Consider the following 16,681-nt stretch of genomic DNA (forward strand, 5'->3'; position numbering starts at 1 on the left):
AATTTTAATCGTTAATATCGGCTTTCACCTTATTAATTTTCTCTCTGGTCTCAGCTTTAAAATCATTCCACTTTTCAGCAGTCTCATTTTCCAGCCTATCCCATGAAGCTTTAAGTTCAGCTTTTTCTTCGTTGAGTTCTTCCTTACGTTCTTCCCATTTTGCCTTTTCCTTGGCAGTAGCTTTCTCTATTTTTTCGTCAGCTTCTTCTATTTTTTTATCTACCTCGTCCATGGCGTCGTCAATATCGTTCTTCAATGACTCCTTGTCGGCTTTCATTTCTGCAGTGAATTCCTCACCAGCATCATGCATATCGTCTTTGGCTTCCTCCATGGTTTCCTGGGCGGAATTCTCAGTCGACTGTGAGCAGCTGCTCATGGCTAATAAACCGGTCATCAATATGGTGGATACAAATAATGTTACCTTTTTCATTTTTTTCAGTGTTTAGTCAAACTTTTTGAATTACTTGAATTCATTCATTTACTGGCTTATACACAAAAACACGACCAGGGCCATATCCAGCTTATAGTGTAGAAATTGTTGCGCAAAAAAGTATTTTACTGTTGGACAATACCCGCAAAACTGTGAATCTATACCTCTTGATCGCATAATAAGCCATGAGATCGTCAGGGTAATATTGTTACTCTGCTTAATTATCGGCAATTTTACATTTTCATTCACTCCCTACTAGCATGTATTTGTCGGTTCGCTACCTCCTTCCCCTTTTCATTCTCACGCAATTTCCTTTCATTGGGGCATACGCTCAAATCGATTCCCTGCAAGGAAAAGATTTGGAAGCAATCACCATAAGAGCCTTCGGGTCCAAAACTAATATGCTGGAAGCCACAGCTACTGTGGGACTCATTCAGAACAGCACAATAGAACGATTTCCTTCGACTACCTGGACGTCAGCCGTCAATAGCATACCAGGACTTCGCATGGAGGAAAGGTCTCCCGGCAGCTATCGCTTTTCAGTCAGAGGCAGCCTGATACGTTCTCCTTTCGGAGTGCGCAATGTTAAATTCTATTGGAACGGTATTCCGTTTACCGATGCCAGTGGTAACACGCCCCTAAATGCCCTGGATTTTGGAGGTATAGACCAAATGGAAGTCATCAAAGGTCCGGGTAGTAGTTTATATGGAGCCGGTACTGGGGGCGTGGTGCTACTTCACAGCAGTGGAGAGTTAGGAAAAAATTCGGTAAGCCAGTCATTCGACATTGGCAAATATGGCTTTCTACGTAATAGTACAGCCATAAAACTCGGGGCAACGACCATTCAATATGGACATACGCAACAAGAGGGCTATAGAAAGCATAGCGCAATGTCGCGCGATGCCATCAGGGTGACAAGCAGCTTTTCGGCAGGTAACAAGGGTATCATGTCTTTAATTGGCCTGTATTCTGATTTACACTATCAAACACCAGGAGGGATTAACCTGGATCAATATCGCACCGACCCTACCCTAGCTCGCCAACCGACCAACACACTTCCTGGCAGCGAGTCGCAGAAGGCAGGCATCTACAATAAAATGGTTATGCTGGGTCTTAATTACCAGTTAAAACTAAATGATGCCTGGTCGCAAAGTAATGCCTTCTATTTGACTTATACTGATTTTGAAAATCCATTTATTACCAATTTTGAAAAACGAAATGAATATGGCATGGGTGGGCGCAATATATGGCAGTATGAGGCCCCAATTTCGACCATAAAAACTTCCTGGACGGGTGGGTTTGAATGGCAGTATGGTAAATCGGCTCAAAAGAATTTCGATAATAAAGCGGGTGTTATAGATCAGTTGCAAACAGCAGAAGACATTGGCAGTAGTAATCTTTCCGCCTTCGTTCAGGCGCAGTTGTTTTTTCCTGAAAATCTAAATTTTCAGGCAGGACTGAGCTATAACGTTAACAAATATGCTTATGAGCGACTCTCCCCCCTCCCCTATACGGAGGAACAAAAAACCTTTGAAGGTGTTTTTGCACCAAGACTGGCACTTAACAAAGTGTTTTATCAAAACTGGTCCGTTACAGCATCCTATAGCGAAGGATTTTCGCCTCCCACATTGCAGGAAGTCCGGCCCTCAGCAGGGGGATTTCGATCGGGACTTAACCCTGAAAAAGGAAGTAATATGGAGGTAAGTCTGAGGCGTATAGGCAAACGTCTTTCGGCAGAAATCAATGCGTATCAATTTAATCTGAAGGAAACTATTGTCAGCAGAAGCGACGCTTCAGGATCAGAGTTTTTTGCCAATGCTGGCAAAACGAATCAAAAAGGATTAGAATGGCAGCTTCGCTACCTACTTATTGACCGGGCACCATTCGATATAACTATTTGGAATAATGGCAATTGGACTAATTATACATTCCTGGATTACCAACGTGGCGACGCTAATTTCGACAACAACCGCTTACCGGGCATTCCTACCCTTACTGTAATGACCGGGTTAGATGCTCTCTTACCTTATGGGATTCAGATTTTTGCCAGTCATCAGTATGGAGGAAAAGTATTCCTCAACGACTCCAATACGGCAGAGTCTACAGACTATCAGCAGTGGATAGCCAAAATAGTTTGGAAAAAAACTTGGAATAAAAACATTTCCAGCGAGATTTCAGCCTCTGGGGAGAAGCTGTTTGCAGGGATATATAGTTTGGGCTACGATTATAATGCTTTCGGTAACCGATACTACAATGCTGCTCCCAAGACTAACTTTTGGGCTGGAGCAAAACTAATATGGCACTGGAATAAGCTTTAATCGATCATGCATATTTATATCCATATTCCATTTTGTAAACAGGCCTGCTTCTACTGTGATTTTCACTTTAGTACTAACACCTCTGCGAAGGGTCGGATGGTGGAGGCAATAAAAGCCGAAATGGTCATTCAAAAGCATTACCTCGGTAACTCTCCCATTGATACCATTTATTTGGGTGGAGGAACACCTTCTATGTTATCGCAAATTGAACTGGAGTCGATCCTGGAGGCCCTACAGCAATTATTTACCATTCGCCCCAACGCAGAAATAACCTTAGAGGCGAATCCTGATGACCTGACAGCTGAAAAGATTAAAGAAATTGCCGCTGCAGGGATCAACCGATTAAGTATTGGAATTCAATCGTTCTATGATCCACATCTGAAGGCGCTAAACCGGGCTCATCAGTCTGCGGAGGCTCTAAACTGTGTGCTAGGGGCTCAGGATGCCGGGATTACGAATATTTCAGTAGACTTAATTTACTCCATTCCACATCCAGACCATAAGGTACTATACGAGGATATTCATAAGGTACTTACTCTGAACATCCCCCATATCTCGGCTTATTGCCTTACTATTGAGCCAAAAACAACCTTCGGTAACTGGTTGAAAAACAAAAAGATGCCTCCCATTGATGAGACTTTTGCCGCTGAGCAGTTCGAAATACTTATACGAGAATTAACTAAGGGAGGCTTTGAGCAGTACGAAATTTCAAATTTTGCAGCCAACAAACAGTATAGTGAACATAATACCGCATACTGGAAAGCGGAACCTTATCTGGGATTAGGCCCCAGTGCACATTCCTTCAATGGAGCTAAGCGTTCCTTTAATATATCTAATAATGCCAGGTATATGGCGGCAGTGGAGCAGAATATACTACCCAATGAAACCGAATTGTTAACCTCCGCCGATAAAACCAATGAATATTTGCTCACAGGCCTGCGAACCAAATGGGGTGTAACAGCACCTAAACTCCAAGACCTTTCCGAAGGGACCTTTTTGCAGCAAAGACATCAACAACTGGAAAATTTAATAGAGCAAGGTTTTTTAGAGTTAAAAAATGATCATTGGGTACTTACACCTCAAGGAAAATTCTTTGCCGATCGTATTGCATCCGACCTATTTATAGATTAATTTCTATACAGCCGCCGCATAAAATGAAATATAATTTTTATAGTCGATTTTAGAAACCACCCGGGTGGGAGTAATATAAATCTGTCGCCCGGGTGGCTGCCGGCTGGATTAACTTAGGCTAATTCCGCAGAAAGAGAAATCTCAGCATTTAAGACTGCCGAAATGGGGCATTCTTTTTTTGCTTTCTCTGCAATCTCGGCAAACTGATCCTGACCGATGCCAGGAACTACTGCCTTCAGATCTATATGACTCTTGGTTATCTTTCCTGCAGCAGGATCCAAAGTCACTGTAGCGGTAGCATTCAGCTCGTCAGCGGTAAACCCAGCAGCATTAAGTTCGAAACTTAGCTTCATAGCGAAACAACCAGCATGAGCTGCTGCAATAAGCTCTTCTGGGTTGGTGCCAACCCCATCTTCAAAACGGGTCTTAAATGAATATTGAGTATTGTCTAGTACGGTACTCTGAGTACTAACCACTCCAGCACCTTCCTTACCTGTGCCTTTCCAAATGGCTGTCGCTTTACGATTAATCATAAGATACTTAAGTTTTAGTTTCTGGTATTAATTTAGTCCACTTAGCAAAGATATATGCCAAGCGGTTCTACCCTATATTAAATTTTCAATAATTCCGTACCAGTTCTAAAAAGCAATCTATACTTTTGCTTGAAACACCGGTAATCTGAGGATCCTTTGGATCGATTTTGTTAATGGAAGTTAAGCTTATTAAACATTGAATGTGCCAGGACGTCAAATTGGCCAGCAAACGATAATTTTTTATTTAATCTACTTTAGTCATGAAAAAACAGCAGCTCATCTATTCACTCATCGCATTATGTTCCATATTCTTTTACGCGTGTTCTGGCTCTCAAGGCCCCATTGGTCCCCAAGGCCCACAAGGCGAACCAGGAGATTCGTACATAGGCCAGGCTTTTAACCTTAAAGGGGTCAATTTTACAAAGGAAAATCAATATCGATTCGGTCTAAGATTTAGTGATGCAAAGGTAGAAGTTCTGGAGTCTGATGTCGTATTGGTTTATATTCACTGGGACGACCAAAAAATTGACGACCAGATTTTGCCTGCCTGGAGGTTGCTTCCTCAAACAGAATTGATTCAAAATGGTACGTTAATTTATAATTTCGATCGAACCAAAGTCGACTTCTCCGTATTTCTTAGATCCAGTATTCCCCTGGCAAACTTAGGTGCAGGCTATACACAGAATCAGAATTTCAGGATTGTCATTATCCCAGCCGACTTCATAGGCGGCCGTACTGCAGCCATCGACTACAGCGACTACCAGGCAGTCGCTAAAGCTTACCATATCGACGAGACCAAAATTGTCAGCATCAATAATTAATAAGATTACTATGGCTGGCCTGTTTATCTTATAAAACCAGCTAAAACGCAACGAAGGCCACATTTACACTCGAAATGTGGCCTTCGTTTTTTTGAAAACTTAATGCGTTTTAAACCAACCCGTAATGCTCAATCTCGGCTGATGACTAACGAGCACTTCATGCTCTAATTCACTACTTTTAAAAAATACACATTTCCCATTAGTAGGAGCTATATGCTGCTCCTTTTCACCATGGTATACACAAAGCTGCCCACCATGATCTTCAGCCCAGTCTTCATTTAGGTAGGTAATCATGGTATAAGCTCTGCGTTTATTATCTTTAAACTGGTCGAGGTGGCGCTTATAAAAGGCCCCAGGTTCGTAGAGTGCATAATGAAACTCATACCCAGCTATACCCGCATAGCAAGTTCGATTCAGGAAGCTGACATAATCATCAACCAAATCCAGGAAGTCATTTTCATGCGGATTCTCGTGTTTTCTGTCCAGCCAAAATATCTTATCTCTACGACGCTTTTTGTCTTCCACCAGTCGGGCATTGCTTCCTACTCCAGCATCCCGGAGTCGATTCTCTTCCCGTAGATCTAACAAATTACGCCTTAATCTAGCAGCCAAATCAGGCTCTAAAAAGTTTTCCACTATGCCGACTCTTCCTTCCAGGAAGCTATCGACTAATTGCTCAAATACGGATTGCAATAAATCAAAGAAAAAACCATTTGGCTAAGTGCCAAATATGGCGCAATTTATAGCAAAATAGGGTTGGATTTTCATCGTTAAATCAATTTTTTTTCAAACTCTTTCTTAAGCCTCACTCCAATGATTTAATAAATTTTCAGATCCATTATTATCGATCGTCCCCAGGAAAATTAAGGGGCATTTCTGATAAAGGGGTTCCGCCTTTAATACCGAAATCGATGGTACGAATGGGGAATGGTATCATGATATCATGCTGATCATATGCTTCCTTAATTCGAATAATGGCTTCGCTGCCAGCTTGCAAATATGCGAGTTGCTCGGGAGAACGAACCCAAAGGCGCAGGGTAAAGTTAATGGAGCTATCACCAAACTCCTGATAGAACATACTCGTATCTTGAGGTGTTACCAGTCCTTCAATATTTTTCACGGCATCAAGGGTAATTTCCATCACTCTTCTTAGGTCTTCTCCATAAGACACACCTATTGACAGATCCATACGTCGCTTGCCCAGTAAGGAGTAATTCTCTATGGGGTTCTGAAACACTTCCTTATTGGGAATAATTACCATTTGCCCTTGAAAAGTTAAGACTATGGTATCGCGCAAATTCACCTCTTCAACCTTACCCATGTATCCTCCTATTTTAACAATATTACCTATATGAAAAGGTCTCCGGAATGAGATGAAGATGCCAGAAATAAAGTTGGCAGCAATATCCTGAAAAGCGAAAGCCAAAGCCAATCCCACGATTCCAGCCCCTGCGAGTATGGAAGTTACCGCTTTATCGAGTTTAAGAATGCTTAGGACTGTAAATAAGGTGATGCCAATGAAGAAGATCTGCAAGATCGAAGCAAATAAATTGGCTAGTGTTCGATTAGGTGATATCTTCAAGAATAACACCTCTGTCATCTTTCTTAACCATTTGGCTACTATAAGTCCCAATACGAGGAGGATAGCCGAAAGAAAAAGATTTGGAATCATCCGTACCAATTCATGCAACCACAAATTTATCTTCTTTTCGACTAACCGATAACCTTCCTGAAAGTCAATAAGTGAAAGAAGTAAGAGTTGATATCCTAGCATACGGTTATAAAGTTAGTAGTGACTCCAGACAAATATAGTTCACAAGACAAAATATTTCCCATATCTTATACAAAATATACTTAGCACCAAAGCTTTACAGTCACGATAGGCAGAGCATGAATGAATAAATGAAGGTAGATATAATTTTGCCTGATCTTTTGAAGTTATATCAAATATCGAAGGTTATCAGGAAGGTCGTGCCTGAGCCTAACTTCGATCTCACATCCAATCGTCCTCTGTGCGCATGAATGATATTGAGCGTTGTGGCCAGTCCTATACCCATGCCATTCTTCTTCTTGGTAAAGTAAGGTTCAAATATTTTTTCCAGATTTTCCTCACTAATTCCTGAACCGTTATCGACAAATAGGATCTGAAAATTTCCATTTTGAATCCTGGTTTGAATTTTCAAAACACCCTTGTCTTCTTCCATAGCTTCTATAGCATTGGTTATTAAATTCAGAAACGCCATTTGCAGGGATACCTTATCGATAGGAAGTACAACATCCTGCTCATAAAAATTATTTTCTAACTCTATTCGTTTGAGCGTTAACCTATCATGAGCCGTAGCCAGCGCTTCCTCCAGCACCTGATGAATTGACGATGGAATCAGATTAATATCCATCGTATTGCTGGGCTGCAGGAGTTGACTAATAAGATCATTGATACGCGTGCAATTTCTTTTAATAATCTGTGTATAGAACTTTTGTTCTTCATTATCCAGCTCCATCTCCAACTGTTCTGCAGAAAGATTGACATTGGTCAGAGGGTTTCTCACCTCATGAGCTAACATACGAACCAATCTACCCGTCAGAGCCATTTTTTCAGCAAAAAGCTTTTCCCGTTCCATTTGTTTTCTTGCGGTCAGGTCGTGAACCCTTCCCTGCACATAAGGCTGATCCCCATTATATTCTAGGGATGCGGAAAACAGGCAGGACTTTTTTTCTGTATCGGCATCTACCCGCAGCGTAACTTCCTTATCTTCCAAAACCTGATCGGTGATGCTGACCCAAAGAGCAGAGAACTCCGGCTCGGCTATCAAATCATGAATGTTTAAAGCTTTCAGCTGCGTTGTAGTCAGTCCTGTAAGATTGCAGGCTGCAGGATTACAGTCCTTAATATTACCTCGTAAATCTGAAATAAAGAGAAAATCATTTGACTCTTCGAAAATCCGACGGTATCTACGTTCACTAAGTTTAAGGGCCGAGAGTACGGCAGTCCGTTCCAAAGCATACCGGATACAACGTTCTAATTTTTCGGCATCTAGTTCGTTTTTGACCAAAAAATCGGCAGCCCCTAATCGGAGGGCTTCAATCGCAATTTTTGCATCTCCCCTTCCCGTTAACAGGATTATGGGCTGATCACAGCCAACCCTCTGGGCATGGTTGATCAGATCAATTCCGGTATATTCTCCCAGGAGGTAATCAAAAAGGAAAAGATCAAACTTATGATGGTTTAATTGATGCTCGGCATCCTGGAATGTAGAAGACCAAGTGATGTCAAACTCCCAATTGGCCTGTTCGGTTAAATACTCTCTGGTTAAATAATAATCGTCTTCATCATCATCTACCAGTAACACTTTAACAAGTTTCCGCATAGCAAGGGGCAAGAATTGTATAGGAGATTAAGCACGATATGGGCCGTGAACACCCTTTGAAATTAATTTATGAAAGTTTATTGAACCTCAGGCAATATCACTTCGAATGTTGCCCCAACACCTGGTTGCCCATGTGCCAAGATGAGTCCATGGTGACGCTCCACCACTTTTTTACAGATTGACAGCCCTATTCCGGACCCTTCATATTCTGACCTTCCTCTAAGGCGTTTAAAAATGGTAAAGATTTTATCGGCATTGCTATCTTCGAAACCGATTCCATTATCCTCAAATATCAAACTGAAATAACGTTGCGATCTTTTTAACTTAAGTAAATCCAACCTTTGGGGAGGTACTACGGTGGATCGGATAGAAATTTTCACAGGCACGTCAACCTTCGAAAACTTCAGAGCATTATTGATCAGGTTGGTAATAAGCTGAGACATTTGAGAAGGATTGGCTTCTAAAATGGGGAGCTGATCATACTGTATATCTGCCCCTTTTTCCTGTATCAGAAGCTCCAGATCGCTTAAGGTATTTCTTACGATCTTGTTAAGGTCTGTCGATATATGTGCCTCTACAGCACTGGAAACTCTTGAAAACTCCAGTAAATTATTGATCATCTCCTGCATTCGACGAGTTGCATTCAGTATTCGTTCCAGATAAAACTGTTGCTCCTTGTCTGCTTCCTCTCCCGTATACACTTTTAATCGCTCGCCAAAGGAGACGATTTTTCTCAGTGGTTCTTGTAAGTCGTGGGAGGCTATATAGGCAAATTGCTCCAAATCGGCATTAGACTGATTCAGATCTTTCACTTTTCTTTCTAGCTCTCCCTGCATATCCCGCAACGCGGAGATATTGAAAATGGTGGCAATTGAAACTCCCTGTTTGGTATAAGAGTTCTGAAGATTATATCCTTTCAGATAGAGCAACTGCTCCTCTCCTGCCTGATTACATATTCTAAACTCCAAGACATAGTCCGCATCAAAATCGGCAATTTGATTTAAAAGTCTCCCTACCGTTTCCTGATCATCCTGATGCACGTGCTTCAGTAGAAAGGCTTTACTGGCTTCCGGAAATGAGTTGGCACTGGAATAACCCAGGAGGTTATATAGGCCGTCGGTCCACTCCATGGCGTCGTTGTCCAGGTTCCAAGCCCAACCCCCGAACAGCATCGACTGCTCCGCCTGGCGTGTTACTGCGGGCATATAATGGCGCAACAGATTTTCTGAATGACTGGCCGAAATGTCCCGAACCCATACAGTTAGATGCCCTTCCGATTCATTAGGCCCCGAAATAGCACCAATATAACCGGAAGCAGGGAATTGAAACCTATATTCAAGACCATCATACCAGGTATTCCTCCGATATTCCTCGGGGAAGAGTATCTGATAACTTAGTCCAAGCAGTGAACTAATCCCCCACAACTTCTCAGCTTTTTCATTGGCATATACGCAGAGCCATTCTGGACTATCCGGTGATTCCCTCTCAAAAACAAGATATCCCTGAGGGGCCCGGTGAATACTTTGAAGTAAGTAGTTAGGAAAATTAGTGCTTGTCACGTCGGTACTTTATTTTCTGTAAAATTGTTATTACTCCATTGCTCAGACCAGCAATGTATTTAGATATCAAACTGCTTCATCTTATTATAAAGGGTTTTCCGATCAATATTAAGCAGTCTGGCGGCCTTACTTTTGTTGAAATTAACATCCCTTAACACCTGCATTATCATGTCGTACTCTGCCTCACTGGCCACAGTCTTTAGGCTAGGTTTGCTATCTGGATCTTCTACAGGCTCTTCGGGTCGAATGCTCGGCGCAGAAGCCTCTAAATAAGTGGGGCGAACTTGATCATCCTCCAGCACCTGAATTTTTTTATAATTCACAATTTCAAAGGGCAGACTCTTTTCTTCAATAATATCACCATCCGAAAGTAATGTAGCCCTTTTGATTACATTGCGTAGCTCACGTAAGTTACCAGGCCAAGAATAATTTAGAAAATCTTCCCGGACGTCATTGGAAAACCCTTTAACGGATTTTTCGAGTTCCTTATTGGTGGTCTGAAGAAAGCCTTCTGCGAACTGCATTAAATCATCTTTTCTATTCCGGAGAGCAGGCACTTCAATAGTGAACTCGTTGAATCGATAATAAAGATCCTCCCTGAATTTCCCATTCTTGGCAGATTCCAGTAATCTTTCGTTGCTCGCTACAATAATCCTTACATCCAGATCAATTTCTTTTGAGCCTCCAATCCGGCGCATTTTTCTTTCTTGCACTACTCTCAATAAAGCCACCTGAATTTCATAGGAAAGGTTGGAAACCTCATCTAGAAATAATGTCCCGCCATTAGCCAGTTCGAAATGACCGATTTTGGTCTGTAGGGCACCGGTAAAGGATCCCTTTTCATGTCCAAACAGTTCACTTCCTGCTAATTCCTTAGAAATCGCTCCACAGTCCATAGCCACAAAGGGCATGTCTCTTCGCTTGGATCTATTATGTATTTCATGCGCTATTGCTTCCTTACCAGATCCGCTTTCGCCGTAAATGATCACACTAAAATTGGTCGGTGCCACCAAATCGACTTGCTTATATAAGTTATCGGAAACCTCGCTGTCCCCCATGATAAATCCTGGCTTAGAACGGGTAGATGCCTTTCGTCCCCTCTTTTCCGAAGGTTTAGCCCCGGTCGAGCCAGATGTTTCTCCCTCGGAATCCTCGGTCTCATTTTCCATATCCGCCAAGGCTTTATTGACGGTCACCAGAATTTCATCGGGGAATAATGGCTTTGTTATGTAGTCGTAGGCGCCAAGCTTCATTACATTAACTGCAATCTTAATGTCGGAATATCCTGTAATGACCAGAACGGGCATATGCGGATTTTTGGCCTTTATGGTGGTGAGTAACTCCGTCCCGGTGATGTCGCCTAGCCTAAAATCTGTCATCACCAAATCCGGTTCAATTTTTTCGATCAATGCCAGCCCTTCCTTACCATTATGGGCAGTTTCTACAAGAAAATTGTTTCGGGAAAGGAAACGTTTGAGTAAGAAACAAATATCTGGTTCATCGTCGACTACTACTATTTTTTTCATGAAGGTTAAGTAAAGTATAGTGATTATATAGTTACCCTAAGTCGGGCGGTGGGAATATTCAATTGTTCCCGGTATTTAGCTACTGTTCTGCGGGCCACCGAGTAGCCCTTTTCTGCTAGCATATCAGTCAATTGCTGATCATTGTACGGGTGTCGTTTATCTTCTACTTCCACGATCTCCCGAATGGCCTCCTGAATCTCTCTATTGGATACTTCAGTGCCATCATCGTTGGTTACCCCTTCGGTAAACAGATCCTTCAATAGTACTATACCAAACGGAGTCTGTACATATTTGTTGGTGGTAACTCTGGATACAGTAGAAATGTCCATATCAATGATTTCCGCCACATCTTTTAAAATCATCGGTCTCAGCTTTTTCACATCACCACTCTGAAAGTATTCAAATTGGAGTTTGACAATGGCTTTCAAGGTGCTTAGCATGGTATTTTCGCGTTGCTTGATGGCGTCAATAAACCATTTTGCAGAATTCATTTTGGTCTTTATAAACTGATTGGTAGCCTTATCCTTTTTTTGATCGGCCATTTCAGTAAATACTTTGTTTAACCGGAGTGCAGGGCTGTTCCCCCATGTCAACTGAACCTCTATGTCATCGTTATCTCCATACCAGAGCATAAAATCCGGTTTAATGCTTTCGTTGACTAAAGAATCGTTCCTAAGGCCTGAAGCCGGCTTTGGGTTTAAGGTAGTAATTAACTGCAATGCCTTTTTTAAATCCTCCTCTTCCAAACCAAGCACACGCATAATCTTGTCATAATTACGCGAACCCAATTCATCGAAACAATCAGATAAAATCTTGTGGGCATGATGCCAAGTCTGATTCTGAATTTCAATTCGTGCCATCTGCAAAAGTAAGCACTCCCGTAAGTCGCAGGCGGCAATACCAGCGGGTTCAAGCTGCTGAATCACCCGAAGCATCGCCTCCACTTCCTCGGTATCTATAAACAAACTATTGGCAAATGAAATATCGTCAGCAATGATGTCACATGACCTACGGAGAAATCCATCCTCATCCAATGAATCTAGGACAAAATCGGCTATAAGCTGCTGTCTTTCATCCAACTTCAAGAAATGCACCTGCTGTTTTAAATCGTCCCGAAAGGAAACAAAATCCACCATGGGCCTGGTATACAATTCATTATCCGCCGACTGATTATTCGCATAGGTTTTATAATCAGGAATATCATCGTCTCTAAATTCGTCCCAGTCGTAATAATCCTGAACAGCTGGGGTATCATCTTCGCCCTTCTTTAAATCCGGGTCAAAATCTTCGACCGAATCTTCTGTAACCGTTTCTTCCTTCCCTTCCTCCAAGATAGGGTTTTCCTCTAATTCTTCTTTTATCCGCTGCTCCAACTCCATAGTCGTTAAATGAAGCAGATTCAACATCTGTATTTGCAGGGGAGAATACTTTAATGTCTGTTTTTGCGTTTGCGTCTGTCTTTGCATAAACAACTTATTGGATAGTTAATTTTTCTATTCTAATTAAGTATATTACAGGCCGTCTATCTATAAAATCCTGCTATGAGAAGGAGGAGGCCTGTAATGGATGTTATTATAAATTTACAACTCTTTCGCTTACCAAATAAATCTTAGAGCCTGTTAATTAAAAATACTGGGAATATTTTTCCACAGTTGACCATAAATTCAGTCAGTTTTCCCCGTTTCAATCGTTCTCCCTTTGCGCATCACTTCAGCCCTGACATCTGCTGACTTTTATTGAAATCATTTTCATTATTTCAATCCACGTTTACTTCCGTATTTGTAACTGACAGTTAGTCAAAGATATATGGGTTCTTCCCATTAAATACTCTGCCCCACTATGGTAGTTTGCTTGAAATGGGGTCCAGTGATCATTCCTGGCATATTGCCTGTAACCTAGTTAAACCATAGCTTACTTAAGGTTATACCCCTTCGCTTTTGTTCTATTCTTATCAAATTACTTGCCATAGGATAAATATTTGCCTTTCTGGTATGTTTTTTGGGTTGAAAATCTAATTTTTTCTATATAAGTTATAAATAACTTTGGTTATACTTATAGAGACATTTTTCAAATTCCAAGACCAGGCTTGAAAAATAAAAATCCCTGTGCTTCTAAACGCAGTCTGAAATATGCCCAATTCAAACTGTATGGGCAATTAAAAATAAATCGTCACATAATTTTATATCTTTGTTGGTGACAGAAGATAATTTTCAAATTTCTAAAGAACGGTAGAGCCCCTATTTATGAACCACCGGCAGATATTAATGGCAGATGATGATGCCGATGATCGATTTTTAGTCCAGGCTGCTTTGGAAGATAATAATATTAAAAATCCGTTAGTTTTTTTTGAGGATGGGGAGACCCTTTTAGACTATTTGGAAGAAATAGATACTTCTGCCTTTCCGGCCTTATTACTATTGGATCTGAATATGCCTAAACGTGATGGCAGGGAGGTACTTAAGCAATTGCGATCAAGGAAGGCCTGGGATCATATTCCAATTATCATTTTCAGTACCTCAAATGCGCCCGATGATATTTATACTGCCTACGAGCTAGGCGCTAATTCTTACTTAATTAAGCCTTCCAGTTTTGAGGGATTAAAAAATCTTTTGCATGCCATTTGTAAGTTTTGGTTAACTATCCACTGCGAGGACGACTGAGAAAAGACCGTAGATTAAAATCACATATAAAAAAACAGCCCTGAATAGAAGTCAGGGCTGTTTTTTTATAACATCTCATTTAAGTATCTCATTGCAGAGTAAGTTCACTGGCCGCCTGTTGATCAACATACCAGAAGAGATTTCCATTTTCGGGAGCAATAATTTGGGAGGGAAAGAGATCTAACTGAGTTTCTCCTTCAAGAACCTGTTTCAGAGCGGGTGCTTTTCCAGCTCCCGCCAAAGCAAATACAACCATCTGAGCTCTATTAACTATCGGAGCGGTGAGGGTAATTCTATACATATCCTGTGCCATCAGAAAGAAAGCCTGAACCCAAGCGTTTTGCTCATGAATAACGGCTGTACCAGGAAATAACGAGAGCGTATGGCCGTCGTCCCCCATGCCGAGAAGCACCAGGTCAAAGGTAGGCCCTGAAGCACCGAAATAACGTTCCAAAATCGAAGTATAATCGGCAACTGCCTCGGCTGGAGAAAGTTCTGTTTTCATTCGGTGCACCTGCTCCGGCACGATGGGGACATGACTTAAAAGTTCGTCATACGCCATGCTGGCATTGTTACGGTCATCTTGATACGGGACAAAACGCTCGTCACCCCAGAAAAAATGAAGTTTAGACCAAGGGATATCACTTAGGTATGGCTCTTGAGCCAAAAGCTGAAATAGCTGCTTTGGAGTACTTCCTCCAGACAGAACGATGGTGAATATATCCTTTTCTTTAACAACTTCCTTAATCGTTACAGCTATCTTTTGAGCCAAAGCCTCATTTAGCTCTGTTACATTTTCAAAAATATTCATTTTCATCTTACGCCTTGGTTTGTACCGTGTTTATCCAACTATGTCCGTCTCGTGCCAACAGCGCATCGGCATCATCTGGCCCCCAGGAGTCAGGAGCATAATTAGGAAAATCCTCTGGCTTGCGAATAGCCCAGGTGTCCAGAATAGGCATGATTACTTTCCAGGCGGCTTCTACTTGGTCGGCTCTCATAAATAGAGTTGCGTCGCCTTCCATCACATCGAGCAATAGGGTTTCATAAGCCTCTGGAGCATGTTCTCCGCCCGACTCTTCGTATCCAAATTTCATGTCAACCGGATCGAGGTTCATACTTTGCCCCGGTCGCTTCACCTGAAAACGCACGCTAATGTCCATATTTGGTTGGATACTTATAGTCAGCCGATTGGACCTCCAGCTGTCTGCAGATTCTGCTGGGAAAGCGTAATGTGGCGCCGGTTTGAACTGGATTGTGATATGAGTATCCTTTTGATTAAGAAACTTACCTGTTCGCACATAAAAGGGTACACCTTGCCAGCGCCAATTGTCGATATAGAATTTCGCCGCAGCAAAAGTTTCTATAGCTGACTGGGGATTTACGCCCTTTTCTTCGCGATACCCTACTACCTGTTCTCCTTTTTTCCATCCCGGTCCATACTGACCTCTTACCGCAAAATCGTGTACCTGCTCGTTTCTGATCCGACGTATGGCATTGAGCACGTCTACTTTCTTGTTTCTTATCTCATTGGCCTCAAAGGAAACGGGTGCCTCCATCGCGATCATGCAGAGAATCTGCAGGATGTGATTCTGAACCATGTCGCGCAATGCACCAGAGTGTTCGAAGTATCCTCCACGACCTTCCAGACCCACGCTTTCTGCCGCCGTAATCTGGATATGGTCTATATAATTCCTATTCCATAAGGGCTCAAATAATGCATTAGCAAATCGCAGAGCTAAAATATTTTGGACGGTTTCCTTCCCTAAATAATGATCGATTCTAAAAATTTGCTCTTCAGCAAACATGCTAGTCAGCAACTCGTTAAGCTCATGAGCACTTTTCAGATCGTGTCCAAAAGGCTTTTCCACCACAATCCGGGTGCTGCTCGTATCGGAGCAAATCTTCAGTTCGCCCAACTTGGAAGCTATCGAGGGAACGAGTTGTGGGGCTACCGCCAGATAGAACACCACATTGGGATGCACGCCCCACTGCAATTCCTTTTCTTTCACCAGGTCGGTAATCAGGTGGTAAGAAGCAGCATTATCGCCGTCCATCTGTAAATAGCATACATGCTCCTTAAATTCTTTCCATTGCCCATTCTGCTTGCCCTTTCTGCGGGAAAACTGGGTGATACCTTCCAAAAGGTGTTCCCGATAGGCCTCGTCAGAAAATGGGCTACGGCCTATCCCGGCAATAGCAAAACGATCGGGCATCCAATCGTCCAGAAATAAATTATATAACGCAGGCGTTAATTTCCTATAGTTGAGGTCGCCACTACCGCCAAATATAAACAATATGGTAGGTCCTGGGCGTTTATTACTTTGCATATTCT

14 protein-coding genes are annotated in these 16,681 nt (G+C 42.0%); 4 read left to right on the forward strand and 10 right to left on the reverse strand.

Annotation, left to right across the window (positions count from 1 at the left end; translation table 11 throughout):
* Positions 1–4 precede the first annotated feature (4 nt).
* Positions 5–430 carry a hypothetical protein gene (locus X939_RS0104190; RefSeq protein ID WP_025762014.1) on the reverse strand — a complete coding sequence of 142 codons (426 nt, stop codon included), beginning with the start codon at positions 428–430 and terminating at the stop codon, positions 5–7.
* Positions 431–690: 260 nt separating this feature from the next.
* Between X939_RS0104190 and X939_RS0104195 the strand changes: the two genes are divergently transcribed.
* A complete protein-coding gene (locus tag X939_RS0104195; RefSeq protein WP_025762015.1) occupies positions 691–2,748 on the forward strand; it encodes a TonB-dependent receptor in 2,058 nt (685 codons plus the stop codon).
* A gap of 6 nt (positions 2,749–2,754) precedes the next feature.
* Positions 2,755–3,879 (forward strand): radical SAM family heme chaperone HemW, encoded by a 1,125-nt coding sequence (gene hemW / locus X939_RS0104200; RefSeq protein WP_025762016.1) that lies wholly within the window; start codon positions 2,755–2,757, stop codon positions 3,877–3,879.
* Between the two features lie 113 nt (positions 3,880–3,992).
* Here the strand turns inward: hemW and X939_RS0104205 are convergent, their stop codons facing one another.
* Positions 3,993–4,412, reverse strand: a complete 420-nt coding sequence (locus tag X939_RS0104205) for an OsmC family protein (protein ID WP_044198479.1) — start codon at positions 4,410–4,412, stop codon at positions 3,993–3,995.
* A 260-nt stretch (positions 4,413–4,672) separates the two neighbouring features.
* Here X939_RS0104205 and X939_RS0104210 point away from each other — a divergent pair, with 260 nt between their 5' ends.
* Complete coding sequence (locus tag X939_RS0104210) at positions 4,673–5,233, forward strand: hypothetical protein (protein WP_025762018.1); 561 nt, start codon at positions 4,673–4,675, stop codon at positions 5,231–5,233.
* A 99-nt stretch (positions 5,234–5,332) separates the two neighbouring features.
* Here X939_RS0104210 and X939_RS0104215 read toward each other — a convergent pair whose 3' ends face one another.
* From X939_RS0104215 to rpoN, 6 genes are all read right to left on the reverse strand, one after another.
* Positions 5,333–5,926: a 2OG-Fe(II) oxygenase gene (locus X939_RS0104215; protein WP_025762019.1), complete on the reverse strand. Its 594-nt coding sequence runs from the start codon at positions 5,924–5,926 to the stop codon at positions 5,333–5,335.
* Positions 5,927–6,074: 148 nt separating this feature from the next.
* On the reverse strand, positions 6,075–7,007 hold the full coding sequence (locus tag X939_RS0104220) for a mechanosensitive ion channel family protein (RefSeq protein ID WP_044198480.1): 933 nt from the start codon (positions 7,005–7,007) through the stop codon (positions 6,075–6,077).
* A 169-nt stretch (positions 7,008–7,176) separates the two neighbouring features.
* Positions 7,177–8,601 (reverse strand): hybrid sensor histidine kinase/response regulator, encoded by a 1,425-nt coding sequence (locus tag X939_RS0104225; protein WP_025762021.1) that lies wholly within the window; start codon positions 8,599–8,601, stop codon positions 7,177–7,179.
* Positions 8,602–8,678: 77 nt separating this feature from the next.
* The gene (locus X939_RS22890; protein WP_025762022.1) at positions 8,679–10,160 is read right to left on the reverse strand and encodes a sensor histidine kinase; all 1,482 of its coding nucleotides are present in this window, start codon (positions 10,158–10,160) and stop codon (positions 8,679–8,681) included.
* Between the two features lie 59 nt (positions 10,161–10,219).
* Positions 10,220–11,686 (reverse strand): sigma-54-dependent transcriptional regulator, encoded by a 1,467-nt coding sequence (locus tag X939_RS0104235; RefSeq protein WP_025762023.1) that lies wholly within the window; start codon positions 11,684–11,686, stop codon positions 10,220–10,222.
* Between the two features lie 23 nt (positions 11,687–11,709).
* Positions 11,710–13,152 (reverse strand): RNA polymerase factor sigma-54, encoded by a 1,443-nt coding sequence (rpoN, locus tag X939_RS0104240; RefSeq protein ID WP_025762024.1) that lies wholly within the window; start codon positions 13,150–13,152, stop codon positions 11,710–11,712.
* Positions 13,153–13,929: 777 nt separating this feature from the next.
* Here rpoN and X939_RS0104245 point away from each other — a divergent pair.
* Positions 13,930–14,346 carry a response regulator gene (locus X939_RS0104245; RefSeq protein WP_025762025.1) on the forward strand — a complete coding sequence of 139 codons (417 nt, stop codon included), beginning with the start codon at positions 13,930–13,932 and terminating at the stop codon, positions 14,344–14,346.
* An 88-nt stretch (positions 14,347–14,434) separates the two neighbouring features.
* Here X939_RS0104245 and pgl read toward each other — a convergent pair whose 3' ends face one another.
* Entirely contained in the window at positions 14,435–15,163 is a 729-nt protein-coding gene (pgl, locus tag X939_RS0104250) for a 6-phosphogluconolactonase (protein ID WP_025762026.1), read from the reverse strand.
* Between the two features lies 1 nt (position 15,164).
* A complete protein-coding gene (gene zwf / locus X939_RS0104255) occupies positions 15,165–16,676 on the reverse strand; it encodes a glucose-6-phosphate dehydrogenase (RefSeq protein WP_025762027.1) in 1,512 nt (503 codons plus the stop codon).
* Between the last annotated feature and the right edge of the window lie 5 nt (positions 16,677–16,681).

Origin of the sequence: Dyadobacter tibetensis Y620-1, from assembly GCF_000566685.1 — a bacterium.
Classification (GTDB): Bacteria; Bacteroidota; Bacteroidia; order Cytophagales; family Spirosomataceae; genus Dyadobacter; species Dyadobacter tibetensis.